The sequence below is a fragment of the Sphingomonas sp. genome, from assembly GCF_017744835.1.
GTDB lineage: Bacteria > Pseudomonadota > Alphaproteobacteria > Sphingomonadales > Sphingomonadaceae > Sphingomonas.
Genome location: NZ_JAGIAM010000003.1, coordinates 774,632 through 788,235 on the forward strand (window position 1 = coordinate 774,632; position 13,604 = coordinate 788,235).

11 protein-coding genes are annotated in these 13,604 nt (G+C 68.4%); 4 read left to right on the forward strand and 7 right to left on the reverse strand.

Translation table 11 applies throughout. From position 1 onward, the window contains the following. Window positions 1–230 precede the first annotated feature (230 nt). The gene (locus J7500_RS11530) at window positions 231–902 is read left to right on the forward strand and encodes an isochorismatase family protein (protein WP_294061848.1); all 672 of its coding nucleotides are present in this window, start codon (window positions 231–233) and stop codon (window positions 900–902) included. Window positions 903–1,117: 215 nt separating this feature from the next. Here the strand turns inward: J7500_RS11530 and epsC are convergent, their stop codons facing one another. The 4 genes from epsC to J7500_RS11550 form a co-directional block, all read right to left on the reverse strand. After that, window positions 1,118–2,074, reverse strand: a complete 957-nt coding sequence (epsC, locus tag J7500_RS11535; protein ID WP_294061849.1) for a serine O-acetyltransferase EpsC — start codon at window positions 2,072–2,074, stop codon at window positions 1,118–1,120. 6 nt (window positions 2,075–2,080) lie between these two features. After that, window positions 2,081–2,722: a peroxiredoxin gene (locus tag J7500_RS11540; protein ID WP_294061850.1), complete on the reverse strand. Its 642-nt coding sequence runs from the start codon at window positions 2,720–2,722 to the stop codon at window positions 2,081–2,083. Window positions 2,723–2,733: 11 nt separating this feature from the next. Then, window positions 2,734–4,059, reverse strand: a complete 1,326-nt coding sequence (locus J7500_RS11545; protein WP_294061851.1) for a dicarboxylate/amino acid:cation symporter — start codon at window positions 4,057–4,059, stop codon at window positions 2,734–2,736. Window positions 4,060–4,181: 122 nt separating this feature from the next. Continuing rightward, window positions 4,182–5,405, reverse strand: coding sequence for a threonine synthase (locus tag J7500_RS11550; protein WP_294061852.1), 1,224 nt, complete (start codon window positions 5,403–5,405; stop codon window positions 4,182–4,184). Window positions 5,406–5,584: 179 nt separating this feature from the next. On the opposite strand from J7500_RS11550, the gene J7500_RS11555 reads away from it, so the two are divergent. Together J7500_RS11555 and J7500_RS11560 are read left to right on the forward strand one after the other, a co-directional pair. Further along, the gene (locus tag J7500_RS11555; RefSeq protein WP_294061853.1) at window positions 5,585–5,938 is read left to right on the forward strand and encodes a response regulator; all 354 of its coding nucleotides are present in this window, start codon (window positions 5,585–5,587) and stop codon (window positions 5,936–5,938) included. A gap of 109 nt (window positions 5,939–6,047) precedes the next feature. Continuing rightward, window positions 6,048–7,700 carry an MFS transporter gene (locus tag J7500_RS11560; RefSeq protein WP_294061854.1) on the forward strand — a complete coding sequence of 551 codons (1,653 nt, stop codon included), beginning with the start codon at window positions 6,048–6,050 and terminating at the stop codon, window positions 7,698–7,700. Window positions 7,701–7,711: 11 nt separating this feature from the next. On the opposite strand, the gene nagA is transcribed toward J7500_RS11560, so the two are convergent. Genes nagA through J7500_RS11575 form a run of 3 tightly spaced genes read right to left on the reverse strand, consistent with a single transcriptional unit; the run spans window position 7,712 to window position 10,643 of the window. Next, on the reverse strand, window positions 7,712–8,866 hold the full coding sequence (gene nagA, locus J7500_RS11565) for an N-acetylglucosamine-6-phosphate deacetylase (protein WP_294061855.1): 1,155 nt from the start codon (window positions 8,864–8,866) through the stop codon (window positions 7,712–7,714). After that, window positions 8,866–9,897 (reverse strand): SIS domain-containing protein, encoded by a 1,032-nt coding sequence (locus J7500_RS11570; RefSeq protein ID WP_294061856.1) that lies wholly within the window; start codon window positions 9,895–9,897, stop codon window positions 8,866–8,868. The genes nagA and J7500_RS11570 overlap by 1 nt, the downstream gene beginning before the upstream one ends. A gap of 2 nt (window positions 9,898–9,899) precedes the next feature. After that, a complete protein-coding gene (locus J7500_RS11575) occupies window positions 9,900–10,643 on the reverse strand; it encodes a GntR family transcriptional regulator (protein WP_294061857.1) in 744 nt (247 codons plus the stop codon). 210 nt (window positions 10,644–10,853) lie between these two features. Between J7500_RS11575 and J7500_RS11580 the strand changes: the two genes are divergently transcribed. Beyond that, window positions 10,854–13,517, forward strand: a complete 2,664-nt coding sequence (locus tag J7500_RS11580) for a TonB-dependent receptor (protein ID WP_294061858.1) — start codon at window positions 10,854–10,856, stop codon at window positions 13,515–13,517. Window positions 13,518–13,604 lie beyond the last annotated feature (87 nt).

Consider the following 13,604-nt stretch of genomic DNA (forward strand, 5'->3'; position numbering starts at 1 on the left):
GGGTGGGCTCGCCATCCTCTCGATCATGTCACATTCGCTGCCATCCGCAAGCCGCCGCCCCGGCCTGCCCCTGCAGCGCCCATCGCCCCCGGCGATGCGGTTGCGCAAGCATGAACTTGGCCGCGGGGCCGCAGATCAAACCAAGGTATCGGCTCTCCAACCTCATGGGCAAATCGCAGCGGACGCCCGGCGGGTCCATCAGCACCGCGAACGCCACGAGGGAGAGACCCATGTCCATCGCATTCACCCCCGCCCCTGCCGCGGACCTGCTCACGCCCGACAATCACGTGCTGATGCTGATCGACCATCAGTCGCAGATGGCATTCCCGGTGCGCTCGCAGGATGTCGCAGTGCTGCGCCTCAACACCGGGCTGGTGTCCGAAGCCGCCGCCGGGTTCGGCGTGTCGACCGTGCTGACCTCGGTTGCGGCCAAGGGCTTTTCGGGACCCTTCTTCGACGAAGTGCTCGACGCGTTTCCCGGTACGGAGATCATCGACCGCACCACGATGAACGCCTGGGAAGACGCGACGGTAATCGACCGGGTCAACGCGCTCGGCAAGCAGCGGATCGTCATCGGCGGGCTGTGGACCTCGGTCTGCATCGTCGGGCCGGTCCTCTCGGCGCTCGAGCAGGGTGCCGAGGTCTATGTCATCACCGACATCTGCGGCGACGTCTCGAGCGAGGCGCACGAGCGCGCGGTCGAGCGGATGATCCAGCGCGGCGCGCGGCCGATGACCGCGCTCCAATATCTGCTCGAGCTCCAGCGCGACTGGGCGCGCGGCGAGACCTATGGCCTCACCACCGGCATCGCGCGCAAATATGCCGGCGGCTATGGCATCGGCATCGTCTACGCCAAGGCGATGTTCGGCGCGCAGGAAGGCGGCCACGCCGAGGCGGCCTGAGCCGAGCTCGCACGGGGAGACCGGCGACGAAGCCCTACCTGCTGTCGCCCGGCGCCGGGATGCTGGTCGGCATTCCCGCGGCGCTGATGATGCTGCTTCACTAGGGTCTGTTCGAGCCGCTGGCGCTGGCGGCGCCGCTCGTCCTGGGTGGAACGTTGATTGTGGCACGTCACCCGCTGCGTCCGAACCTCTGTCCTAACGTCAGCCGCGCCTGACTATGCAGCCAGGCCGGCGCTCCTCGCTCCGATCGCGCCATCCTTGTCTTTCGCCTGCGTGGCGGGAGGCTGGACGAGCACGCTGTGGGGCGGGACGTCCTCGAGCAGCCAGACGTTGCCGCCGATCGTGCTGCCGCGGCCGATCGTGACGCGGCCGAGGATCGTCGCGCCGGCATAGATGATCACGTCGTCCTCGACGATCGGATGACGTGCCAGGCGCTCGCGCGGGCCATGGGTGGCGAGGCCGAGCGGGCTGCGCGCGCCCAGCGTCACATGCTGGTAGAGGCGCACGTTGCTCCCGATGATCGCGGTCTCTCCGATCACCACTCCCGTGCCGTGATCGATGAAGAAGCGCGGGCCGATCGTCGCGCCCGGATGGATGTCGATGCCGGTGCGGGCATTGGCCAGCTCGGAAATGAACCGCGCCACGATGACCGCGCCCAGCATGTGCAGCTGATGCGCGATGCGGTGGTGCAGGATCGCGATCGCGCCGGGATAGCTGATCAAGATCTCGTCGGTGCTGCGGGCCGCGGGATCGCTGACGAAGGCGGCCTCGACATCCTCGTCGATCAGCGCGCGGATCTCGGGCAGCGCCGCGGCGAACAGCCGGACGATCGTGTCGCTCTGATCGGAGTCGAAAGGCTGCGTCGCCTCGGCCTGCCAATAGTCGAGCTCGCTCGCGACCTGCTCCCGCAGGATCGCCAGCCCCTGGGTGAGTTGTTCGGCGACGAAATCGTCCTCGCGGGCAGCGCCGCCCCGAAACCCGCCGAGACGCGCGGGGAACAGCGCCGCGGAGAGATGCGCCAGTGCGCGGGCGAGCGTGTCGGGCGTCGGAAAGCGCGCGACGCCCCGACGCCCGACCTGGCGTTCCCGCCAGGCCGAGCGCGCCGCGTTGAGCGCGGAGACCGCATCCGCGATCTCCGCTGCGAAGGGCGAGGAGAGGAGGTTCGCCGCCATCGCTGCTCAGTCCGCGGACCCGGGCTGCGCCACCGTGCGCAGATAGGGCGTGTGCTCGGTCCAGCCGTCGGGAAACAGCGCCCGCGCCTCCTCGGTGCCGAGCGACGGGAGGATGATGACATCCTCACCCTGCTGCCAGTCGGCCGGAGTGGCGACCTTGTGCCGGTCGGTGAGCTGAAGGCTGTCGATCGTGCGCAGGATCTCGTCGAAATTGCGCCCGGTGGATGCGGGATAGGTCAGCGTCAGCCGCACGCGCTTGGCCGGATCGATGACGAAGACGCTGCGCACGGTCGCGGTGTCCGACGCGTTGGGATGGATGAGGTCGAGCAGCCCGGCCACGCGCCTGTCGACATCGGCGATCAGCGGGAAGTTGAGCGCCGCGCCCTGGGTGCGCTCGATGTCGCTTGCCCAGCGCAGATGCTGGTCGACCGGATCGACCGACAGCCCGATCACCTTGACGCCGCGCTTGTCGAACTCGGGCTTGAGCCGGGCGACCGCGCCGAGCTCGGTGGTGCACACGGGCGTGAAGTCCTTGGGATGCGAGAAGAGCACCACCCAATCCTTGCCGGCCCAGCCGTAGAAGTTGAGCGGACCCTCGGTCGATTCCTGCGTGAAATCGGGGATGATATCCAAGAGCTTGAGCGACATAACGATCACCTTCAGGCTGGGGTTAAGGCCGGTTCGAGAACGGGTGCCGCCGTGCCGCGGAAGCGCTCCAGGTCGAGGATGCCGGCGCGCTTCGCCACGATGGTGGGGACGAGCGCCTGGCCCGCGACGTTGACCGCGGTGCGGCCCATGTCGAGGATCGGATCGATGGCGAGCAGCAGCCCGGCACCTTCGAGCGGCAGCCCGAGCGTCGACAGCGTGAGCGTGAGCATCACGGTGGCGCCGGTGAGCCCCGCCGTCGCGGCCGAGCCGACGACCGAGACAAAGGCGATCAGGCCATAGTCCGAAAGGTGCAGCGACAAGCCGAAGAACTGCGCCACGAAGATCGCCGAGATCGCCGGATAGATGGCCGCGCAGCCGTCCATCTTGGTGGTGGCGCCGAGCGGCACGGCAAAGGCGGCATAGGCGTGGGGCACGCCGATGCGCTGCTCGGTCACTTCCTCGGTGACGGGCAGCGTGCCGACCGACGAGCGCGACACGAAGCCGAGCTGGATCGCAGGCCAGGCGGCAGCGAAGAACCGCAAGGGGCTGAGCCCATGCGCAGCGAGCAGCAGCGGGTAGACGACGAACAGCACCAGCGCGAGGCCGAGGTAGATGGCGCCGGTGAAGGAACCGAGCGCCCCCAGCGCGTCCCACCCGTAGCGGATCACGGCGTCGCCGATCAGCGCGGCAGTGCCGATCGGCGTGAGCGCGATCACCCAGCGCAGCAGCCGCCGGAAGAGCGTCAGCGCCGATGCGTTGAAGGCGAGGAACGCCCTGCCCTGCTCGCCGATCCGCACCGCCGCCGCGCCGACTGCGATCGCCGCGACGATGATCTGGAGGACGTTGAACGACAGCGACGTCACCGGCTTGCCGTCGACGAGCGCGGTCGAGGCGGTCAGCCCGAGGAAATTGGCCGGAACCAGGCCCTTCAGGAAATCGAGCCATGAGCCGGTGCTCGAGGGCGCCTTGGCCGCCGCGGGATCGATCCCGGCGTGCAGCCCGGGCTGGATGACCAGCCCCAGGACGATGCCGATCGAGACTGCGATGAGCGCGGTGGCAGCGAACCAGAGCAAAGTCTGCGCCACCAGCCTGGCCGCATTCTCGAGGTCGCGCAGCGCCGCGATCGAAGCGACGATTGCCGTGAAGACGAGCGGCGGCACCAGCGCCTTCAGCAGTTGGACGAAGATCTGGCCGAGCGTGTGCAGCGTCTCTCCGAGTGCGGTCGCGACCGCCGGCTCGGCGCCACGCGCGAGCAGGCCCAGCGCCAACCCGGTCCCCATGCCGAGCAGCACCTGGGTACCAAAGCCTAGGGATCGAGGGCGGATATCGAGACTCATGACTACACTCGCAAAACTCAAGGTCCTTGAGACCTCACTGCGGACGCAGAGGCAAGATACCCTATCTAGTCAGTAGGAAAATCCAACTTCTCGGCAGGGACGATCCGCGTGACGCCACCCCCTCACAGGGCTTCGAGATCGACGGGCGCGTTCCGGTCGAGCCATTCGCCGGCGGGAGGCATCGGGTACTTGAGCCCCGTGGCGCAATTGAACAGCACCACGCGTTCGCCTTCGCCGACGATGCCGTCGCTCAGGGCCTGTCGATAAGCCGCCAGCGTCGCGCCGCCTTCCGGGCAGAGCAGCAGCCCGTCCTCCCGCGCGGCGGCGTCGACGGCGGCGAGGATCGCGGGATCGTCGACCGCGAGCGCGCGACCGCCCGATTCGCGTACCGCGCGCAGGATCAGGAAATCGCCCACTGCGCGCGGCACGCGGATGCCGGCGGCGACGGTGGCGGCGTTTTCCCAGCGCTCGGCATGTTCGACGCCTTGCTCGAACGCGCGGACGATCGGCGCGCAGCCCGACGCCTGCACCGCATACATGCGCGGCCGCTCGGGCCCGATCCAGCCAAGGCGCTCGAGCTCGTCGAATGCCTTCCACATGCCGATCAGCCCCGTGCCGCCGCCGGTCGGGTAGAAGATCGCATCGGGAAGCTCCCAGCCGAACTGCGCGGCGAGCTCCAGTCCCATCGTCTTCTTGCCTTCGATCCGATAGGGCTCCTTGAGGGTCGAAAAGTCGAACCAGCGCCCTTCGGCCGCGCCCCTGCCGACGATCGCGCCGCAATCGTCGATCTGGCCGTTCACGCGCCAGACGCGCGCTCCCTGCGCCGCCATCTCGCGCACATTCACTTCGGGCGTTTCCTCGGGGCAGAGGATCACCGTCTCGATCCCGCAGCGCGCCGCATAGGCGGCCAATGCCGCGCCGGCGTTGCCGTTGGTCGGCATCGCGATGCGCGTGACGCCCAGCTCGCGCGCCATGCTGACCGCCGTCACCAGTCCGCGCGCCTTGAACGAACCGGTAGGCAGCCGGCCTTCGTCCTTCACGAGCACCTTGGCGCCGCCCGAGCGCGGGATCGGCACGAGGGGAGTCTCGATCTCGCCGAGCGAGACGATGTTCTCGAGCCGGCGCACCGGCAGCAGCTCGCGCCAGCGCCAGAGATCGGTTTCCCGCGCTTCGAGGCTCGCGCGGGACAGCGCCCGGCCCAGAGCGTCCAGATCGTAGCGGACCAGCAGCGGCCGGCCAGCCCGCGAAAGGCCGTGCAGCGTGTCCGCGGCATAGATCTCGCCGGTGAGCGAGCATTCGAGATGCGTGACGAAGGTCGGACGCTCGACCGAGATGTTCCTGTTCATGCGCTCTGATCTACGATCGAAACCAAGCGGCGTCACCTGATCGGCTGGGATGGCCGGCCTGCGCCTGGCGGACGCGCCTGTGCCATGGATCTGCGCTCAGCTGTGGCTCGTTCAAGGCGTGGCGGCTTGCCGCCGGTGAAGCGGCCGTCCATCTGACGGCTGACAGCGAGTAATTGAGTATGCACGCCTTCATCGTCGAAGATGACTATCTGATCAGCCAGCACCTGAGGGACATGCTGGAGGACGCCGGCTTCACTTCCTTCGGCTTCGCCCGGTCGGAAGACGCCGCCATAGCGGGTGCCCAGGACGCCAAGATCGACCTGATCACGGCGGACGTACGGCTGCTGCCGGGCGACGGGCTCAGGGCAGTCGAGGCGATCTGCGCGCGGCGCGATATCCCGGTCGTCTTCATCACGGCCTATGCCGACGAGCTTCGCGAGCGGCACCCGGCAGCCGTGGTCATCCAGAAGCCGATCAAGGCCGATGAGCTCATGGCCGCGATCGCGCAGGCAACCAGCCGCGAGCGCGCATAGCCGCGGCCGGGCGGATGCGGTGCGGTGCGGCCTGCTCGCCGCCCCCCGCGACCTCTCGTAAACTCGTTGCGGGTGTGGATCGGTGCAGGCGCTGATGTATTGAACGGTCATGCGCGCCAGCAACGAGCACGACTCTCCGTTCAGCATCCCGCTTTTCCGATCGGTCTGGATCGCCAGCCTCGCATCGAACTTCGGCGGGCTGATCCAGTCGGTCGGCGCTTCGTGGATGATGATCAACCTCGGCGGCTCACCGCGGATGGTCGCGCTGGTACAGGCTTCGACCAGCCTGCCGATCATGCTGCTCTCGCTCTGGGCAGGCGCGGTCGCCGACAATCTCGACCGCCGCCGCGTGATGCTCGCCGCGCAGACGTTCATGCTGGTCGTGTCGGCGCTGCTCGCTGCCGGCGCCTGGGCGGGCGTGCTCACGCCGTGGCTGCTCCTGATCTTCACCTTCCTGATCGGCTGCGGGACGGCGATCAACGGACCGGCGTGGCAGGCATCGGTCGGCGACATGGTGCCGCGCGCGATCCTGCCCGACGCGGTGGCGTTCAACAGCATGGGTTTCAACGTGGCCCGCAGCGTGGGCCCGGCGGTCGGCGGCGCGATCGTGGCTGCGGCGGGTGCAGCGACGGCCTTCCTGGTCAACGCGCTAAGCTATGTGGGGCTGATCGGCGTGCTCGCGCGCTGGCGCCCGGACCTGCCTCCCTCCCGCCTGCCGCGCGAGCGCATCGGCGACGCCATGCAAGCGGGAATCCGCTATGTCGCGCTGTCGCCGCCGATCCGCACTGTGCTGGGACGCGCCGCGCTGTTCGGCTTCGCCGCCAGCGCCGTGCCCGCCCTAATGCCGGTGGTGGCGCGCGACATCGTCGGCGGCGGTCCGCTGACCTTCGGCCTGTTGCTCGGCGGGTTCGGGCTCGGCGCGGTGGGCGGGGCATTCGGAAGCCGCTGGATCCGAAGGCGGCTTTCGATCGAGGGCCTGGTCAGCCTGGCGGCGCTGGGGCTGGCGCTCGGCGCCGCGGCTACCGGCGTGAGCGGGCACATGGCGCCGGCGCTGGTCGCGCTGGCACTGTGCGGCGCCGGATGGGTGCTGGCGCTGTCGACCTTCAACATGAGCGTCCAGATGGCCTCGCCGCGCTGGGTCGTGGCACGGGCGCTGGCGCTGTACCAGATGTGCGCCTTCGGAGGCATGGCGTTCGGAAGCTGGGCGTTCGGCACGATCGCGACGGACCATGGCGCCGGAACCGCGCTGCTCATCGCGGCGGGCGTGCAGCTGCTGAGCGTCGTCGCGGGGCGGTTCTGGCGCCTTGCGCCGATCAGCCAGCTGAACATGGACGCCCGCGACAATTGGGAGGAGCCGCACACCGCAGTCCCGGTCGAGGCGCGCAGCGGCCCGATCGTCATCACGATCGAGCACCGCATCGCCGAAAAGGACGTCGACGCCTTCCTTGCCGTGATGAGCGAGCGGCGCCGCATCCGCATGCGCGACGGGGCGCGGCACTGGGCGCTGCTGCGCGACCTGGGCGATCCGCAGCTGTGGATCGAGCGCTACCATGTCTCGACCTGGGTCGAATATGTGCGGCACAATCGCCGCCGCACGCACGCCGACGACGCCAACAGCGAGGCGCTGCGCCAGCTGCACATCGACAATGCGGACCCGGTGATCCATCGCCGCATCGAGCGCCAGACCGGCTCGCTGCCTCGCTCGCGCAGCCCCGACGCGCGCGAGCTCGATCCGATCACGGACGCGACCCGCTCGACTTGAAGCCTTACGCTTCAGTAGCGATCCGTCCCCAAACCAACACCGGCGATCCAGGTCGTCGCGACCCCGACATCGCCTTCGATCAGCGCGAGATCGGCGGCGAGGCCGGGCGCGATCCGGCCCGTGACTTCGCCTAGCCCGAGGAAAGCCGCAGGCACTTCGCTGGCCATGGCGACTGCTTCCGGCAGCGGCAGGGCAAGCAGCGATGCGGCGTTGCGGACCGCGCCGGCCATGTCGAGGTTCGAGCCGGCCAGCGTTCCGGCCGCGTCGGTCAGCACGTCGCCTTGCACCAGGATGCGCTTGTCCTGCAGCTGGAATTCCGAAAGGCCCGTGCCCACCGGCGGCATCGCGTCGGTGACCAGCATGATCCTGCCGCGCGGCTTGCAGCGCAGCGCCAGCTTGAGCGCCGTCGCGCTGACGTGATGGCCGTCGACGATGACGCTGCAGGTCACTTCGTCGCGCTCGAGCGCCGCGCCCACCACGCCGGGACGGCGCGCACCGAGCGGCGACATGGCATTGAACAGGTGCGTGATTCCGCGCACGCCCGCGTCGATCGCGGCGCTCGCATCCTCGTAGCTGCCATCGGTGTGCCCGGCCGCGACGATCACTCCGGCATCGGCGAGCCGCCGGATCATCGCCGGCGACGTGCACTCGGGCGCGAGCGTGACGAGCGTTCGGCCGCGCCGCAGCGACGTGAGCACTGCCAAGCCCTCTTCGTCGAGCGCGCGGATCTTGCCCGCCGAATGGATGCCCTTGCGCTCGACATTGAGGAACGGCCCCTCGATATGGATGCCGAGTACGCCGGGCACGCCGGCCTCGATTGCGGCATCGACCGCCGCAACGCCGCGCCGGACCACCTCGAGATCGTCGCTGATCAAAGTGGGCAGGAAACCCGTGGTGCCGAAGCGCCGGTGCGCCGCCGCGATCGCGGCAATTCCCTCCACGCTGGGCTGGTCGTTGAACAGAACGCCGCCGCCGCCGTTCACCTGAACGTCGATGAAGCCCGGCACGAGGCTGCCGGACAGGCGCTCGCGCTCGATCGCGCCCTCCCCGTCCAGCGCAGCCTCTGGCACGATCGCGGCGATGCGCGCGCCGTCGATCACCACGGCGGTGCGATCCAGCCACTCGCCGTCTACGAGCACGCGGTCGGGGACCAGAGCCTTGCGCATCAAAGGGTCTCGGTCACCTTGGCGAGCTGCGGCGGGCGATCGGGATCGAAGCCGCGGCGCAGCGATAGCGCGTTCGCCGCGCGGTAGAAGGCCTGGATCTGCAGCATCGGCTCGATCGCGGGATGCGCGTTCGGGTGCGGCAGCTGGATTGCGCCCGGCACATGGCCGCCGCTGACCAGCACCTCGCCTCCGCGCGCGACGACGTCGGCGACCAGCTCGTCCACGCCATCGGCAGTCGCGTCGCCCTGGCGGAACACGAGCAGCGGGAAATCGGCCCCGACCAGCGCCATCGGGCCGTGACGGACCTCCGCGGCGCTGAATGCCTCGGCGTGGAGGCCGCAGGTCTCCTTGAACTTGAGCGCAGCCTCCTGCGCGATGCCGAAGCCCAGCCCGCGGCCGATGACGTAGAGCCCGCGCGCGCCGGCGAGCCGCTCGACCAGCGGCGACCAGTCCGCTTCCCACGCCTGGCGGAGGAGCGCCGCGGATTCGTCGAGCGCGGCGAGCAGCAGCTCGTCACCGCTCCAGGCCGCGACGAGATGGATGAAGGCTGCGACGGCGGCGATGTAGGATTTGGTCGCCGCCACACTAAGTTCGGGGCCGGCGTGGAGCGGCAAGCAGGTCTCGGCCTCGAGCGCGAGCGGCGAGTCCGCCACGTTGACCAGTGCGAGCCGGTGCGCGCCTGCTTCGTGCGCGGCCCGCATCGCCGCGAGGATGTCCGGGCTGCGGCCCGACTGCGACACGCCGATCGCGAGCATGCCCGAATAGTCGGGCGATGCGCCGTAGACCGAGGCCACCGACGGGGAGGCCGAAGTGGTCAGAAGGCCGAGATGCGTCTCGATCAGATAGCGACCGAAGGTCGTCGCATGGTCCGAGCTGCCGCGCGCGCACGTAACGACGCCGCGTGGAGGCTGGGTCCGCAACCGCTCGGCCAGCGCCGCCACCGCGTCACGATTGGCGGCGAGCTGGCGCGCGACCGCATCGCCGGCTTCGGCGGCTTCGGCGAACATGCGCGTCGTGGAGGGCTCGACCATCCTCAGGCCCGGGCGTCGAGTTCGGCGACGAAATCATAGGCGTCGCCGCGGTACCAGCTCTGCGTCGCCTCGATCACGCGCCCGTCGGCGAGGAAGCCGCGCCGCTCGATGTAGAGTCCGGGCGCCCCTGCCTCGATCTCGAGCAGCTTCGCCTGGCGGGCATCGAACAACACTGCGCGCAGCCGCTGGAGCGCGCGCACCGGCCGGTTGCCGTTCGCTTCGAGCGCGGCATAGAGCGAGCTCTCGACCACCGAAGCGCCGTCGAGGCCGAAGCCGGGGACCACGGCATGCTCGATCGCCATCGGCACGTCGTCAGCGAAGCGGATGCGGTGGAAGCGGTAGACGGGCGTGCCCGGGCTGAGACCCAGCGTCAGCGCCTCGTCGGGTGTCACCTGGCCCTCGGTCTTGCCCAGCCATTCGCTACGCACCGTGCGCCCGCGCGCGACCATGTCCTCGGAGAAGGAGGAGAGCTTGGCGAACTGCTTCTCGACGCGCCCGGCGACGAAAGTGCCTGCGCCGTGGCGGCGGATGAGCAGCCCCTCCTCGACCAGCGCATCGAGCGCCTTGCGCAGCGTGATTCGCGACACCGAGAGCTCGGCGGCAAGGTCGCGCTCGGCCGGAAGCGCCTCGTTGGGCTTGAGCACCTGGTCGCGCAGCGCCGTGCGCAGCGCATCCTCCAGCCGCCGGTAGAGGGGACCCCCACCAGGTTGATCGAGCACGTTAATCTTTTCGGCCAGAAGCGGCATTTCGGCTCCCACCATTGGGCGTAAGGGCTTCGGACGCAACACTAATACCAATTAGATACCACGCGCCAGCAAAAAATGTAGCGGCCTTGGTCATAATTGTGAAAGAATCCCTCTTGACGGCTCAGGACCTCTGACGGATGGTCTAGTTATTGGTATGTAACTGGTACAACAACAGGCATACCACCGAGATTTCGGAAGAGGGGAAGAGACATGCGGATTCGGGGACTTCTCGCAGCCACCGCCAGCGGCCTGGCGCTTCTTGCCACCGCCGCCGAGGCGCAAACCACGCAGACACCGGCCGATGACGCCGCCGCGGATTCGCAGGAGGACATCGTCGTCACCGGCTACCGCGCCGCGCTTGCCGCCGCGCTGGACACCAAGCGCAACGCCGATGCCATCGTCGACTCGGTGTCGGCCGAGGACGTGGGCAAATTCCCCAACACCAATGTCGCCGAGGCGCTGACGCTGGTGCCGGGCGTCACCGTGGATCGCCAGTTCGGCCAGGGCGAGAAAGTGTCGATCCTGGGCACCGACCCGGCGCTCAACCGCACCCTGCTCAACGGACAGACCGTCGCTTCGGCCGACTGGTTCATCCTCGATTCGCCGGGTCGCACCTTCAACTACGCGCTGCTCGCGCCGCAGCTGGTCGGCCGCGTCGACGTCTACAAGTCGCCCGAGGCGCGGATCGACGAGGGTTCGATCGGCGGCACGGTCAACGTGGTGACGCGCAAGCCGCTCGACCTGGAGCCGCTGACGATCGCGGGCTCGCTCGGCTATCTCTACAACACGCGTTCCGAGAAGGGCGACATCCAGGGCTCGGCGCTGGTCAGCTGGCGCAACGAAGCCCGGACCTTCGGCATCCTCGCCTCCTTCCAGCGCGCCAAGGACCGGCTGCGCCGCGATGGCCTGGAAAGCTACGGCACGATGGCGGCCAACCAATGGGCCGGGGGCAATCCCGATAATCCGGTCGATTCGCGCAATCTCGGCTGCACCGGCAGCTGCGCCGCCACCCTGACGGCCAACCTCGACGCCCGCAGCCCCAATGCGTTCGGCACGTCCTATTTCGAACAGGGCCGCGAGCGCCTCACCTATTCGGCGACCGCGCAGTGGAAGCCGGTCGACGAGCTCACGCTCGAGTTCAACTGGCTCAAGATCGATGCGACCTACGACAACCTCAACCAGTCGATGTACGCCTTCCAGGGCAACACCTGGAACAGCCTGGGCGCCCTGACCGGCATCCAGGTGCAGGACGGCGTCGTCACCAGCGCGACGCTCCACAACGGGCTGAGCGTGCTCGACGTACAGTATCGCGAAGCCGAAATGCAGTCCGACACCTATCACGGCAAGATCGGCTGGGACGGCGGCACCTGGGACCTCAACCTGGAAGCCGGCCTCTCCGACGCGAACGGCGGCACCAAGCGCCAGGTGTTCCTCGAGTTCCTGAACTGGGCGGACTATACCGTCGACATCTCGGGCGCACCCGACAGCCCCGGCTCGCTCAGCTACACCACCGACGTGCAGGGCAATCCCGCGGCGTTCGTCACCGATCCGGGCTGGAGCGGCAACACCGTCAGCAAGCCTACCAGCGACAAGGAACGCTTCGCCCAGGCCGACCTCGGCTTCGACCTGGACGGGGCCGTCCGACGCGTCCAGCTCGGCTACAAGTTCCGCCGCCACGAAGCCGCGCAGCAATATGCCGGAATCGCGCTGGGCGGCCTTGCCGTGCCGGCGGGGCAATTCGATCCCAGGCAGGTGGCCGACAATTACCTGTCGGGCTTCAACGGTATCAACGACCAGATGGCCAACCGCTTCATCATCAGCGGCCCGGCGATGGTAGGGTTCCTGGAGGGCCGCACGCTGCCGACGCCCTCACCCTTCGCCGCGCCCGAATTCGCGGCGGGCAACTGGGAAGTCGATGAGGACATCCATGCGGTCTACGGCCAGGTGAACATCGAGACCGAAGGCGTGCGCGGCAATTTCGGCGTGCGCTACGTCCACACCGATACCACCAGCGCCGGCCTGGTGTGCGAGACCGGCACCCCGTGCAACAGCGAGGCGAACTGGAACCTGGAAACCACCCGCCGCAGCTACGACAATGTGCTCCCCAGCCTGAACTTCGCGATCAACCTGAAGCAGGACCTGCTCTTTCGCTTCGCCGCGGCGCAGGTGATCGCCCGGCCGAACTATGCGGACATGACCAACTTCTTCTGGCTGTCGGACGGCATCCTGACCGGCGAGGGCGGCAACCCCGACCTCAAGCCGTACAAATCGGCGAACTTTAACGCATCGCTCGAATGGTATTTCGCGCCGCACGCCGTGCTGGCAGCCGAGGTCTTCTACAAGGACATCAGCAACTACATCCTGCGGCGCTCCGGCCCCGAGCAGTTCTTCAACCAGTCGCAGGGCAGAGTTACCACTTACCAGATCTCGCGCCCGTACAATGCCGGCTCCGCCGACGTGAAAGGCTTTGCGATCGCCTATCAGCAGAACCTGCCGCTCGGCTTCGGCCTCCTCGCCAACTACACCTATTCGGACGGCCAGGGGATCGACGGCGCGGACCTGCCGTATAATTCGAAGCATCAGGCGAGCCTGAGCCCGTTCTTCGAGAGCGGCCCGTTCGCGGCACGCGTCACCTATACCTGGCGCTCCAAATATTTCACCGGCATCGACCGCGGCGACCAGATGTACGTGCGCGACGCGGCCAATCTGGACGCTTCGGTCACGTACAACGTCACCGAGAACATCGGCCTGACGCTCTCGGGCATGAACCTGACCGACAGCGAATATTACGCCTATGCCAACACCCAGCGCCTGCCGCGCGGCGTCTATCGCGCGGGCAAGCGGCTGCTCGCGACGCTCAACGTCAACTTCTGACGGTGCGCCAGGGATAAAGGGGGAACCCTCCTCGGGCGGCGGAACGATGACCCGGCTCCGCCGCCCATGTTGTCGCCAAGAGAAAGC

Excerpts from the sequence above, each read along its gene's own strand:
- J7500_RS11545 (WP_294061851.1), bottom strand. The coding sequence starts at position 4,059 with ATGAGTCTCGATATCCGCCCTCGATCCCTAGGCTTTGGTACCCAGGTG.
- J7500_RS11540 (WP_294061850.1), bottom strand. The coding sequence starts at position 2,722 with ATGTCGCTCAAGCTCTTGGATATCATCCCCGATTTCACGCAGGAATCG.
- nagA (WP_294061855.1), bottom strand. The coding sequence starts at position 8,866 with ATGCGCAAGGCTCTGGTCCCCGACCGCGTGCTCGTAGACGGCGAGTGG.
- J7500_RS11570 (WP_294061856.1), bottom strand. The coding sequence starts at position 9,897 with ATGGTCGAGCCCTCCACGACGCGCATGTTCGCCGAAGCCGCCGAAGCC.
- J7500_RS11580 (WP_294061858.1), top strand. The coding sequence starts at position 10,854 with ATGCGGATTCGGGGACTTCTCGCAGCCACCGCCAGCGGCCTGGCGCTT.
- J7500_RS11575 (WP_294061857.1), bottom strand. The coding sequence starts at position 10,643 with ATGCCGCTTCTGGCCGAAAAGATTAACGTGCTCGATCAACCTGGTGGG.
- J7500_RS11530 (WP_294061848.1), top strand. The coding sequence starts at position 231 with ATGTCCATCGCATTCACCCCCGCCCCTGCCGCGGACCTGCTCACGCCC.
- J7500_RS11555 (WP_294061853.1), top strand. The coding sequence starts at position 5,585 with ATGCACGCCTTCATCGTCGAAGATGACTATCTGATCAGCCAGCACCTG.
- epsC (WP_294061849.1), bottom strand. The coding sequence starts at position 2,074 with ATGGCGGCGAACCTCCTCTCCTCGCCCTTCGCAGCGGAGATCGCGGAT.
- J7500_RS11550 (WP_294061852.1), bottom strand. The coding sequence starts at position 5,405 with ATGAACAGGAACATCTCGGTCGAGCGTCCGACCTTCGTCACGCATCTC.
- J7500_RS11560 (WP_294061854.1), top strand. The coding sequence starts at position 6,048 with ATGCGCGCCAGCAACGAGCACGACTCTCCGTTCAGCATCCCGCTTTTC.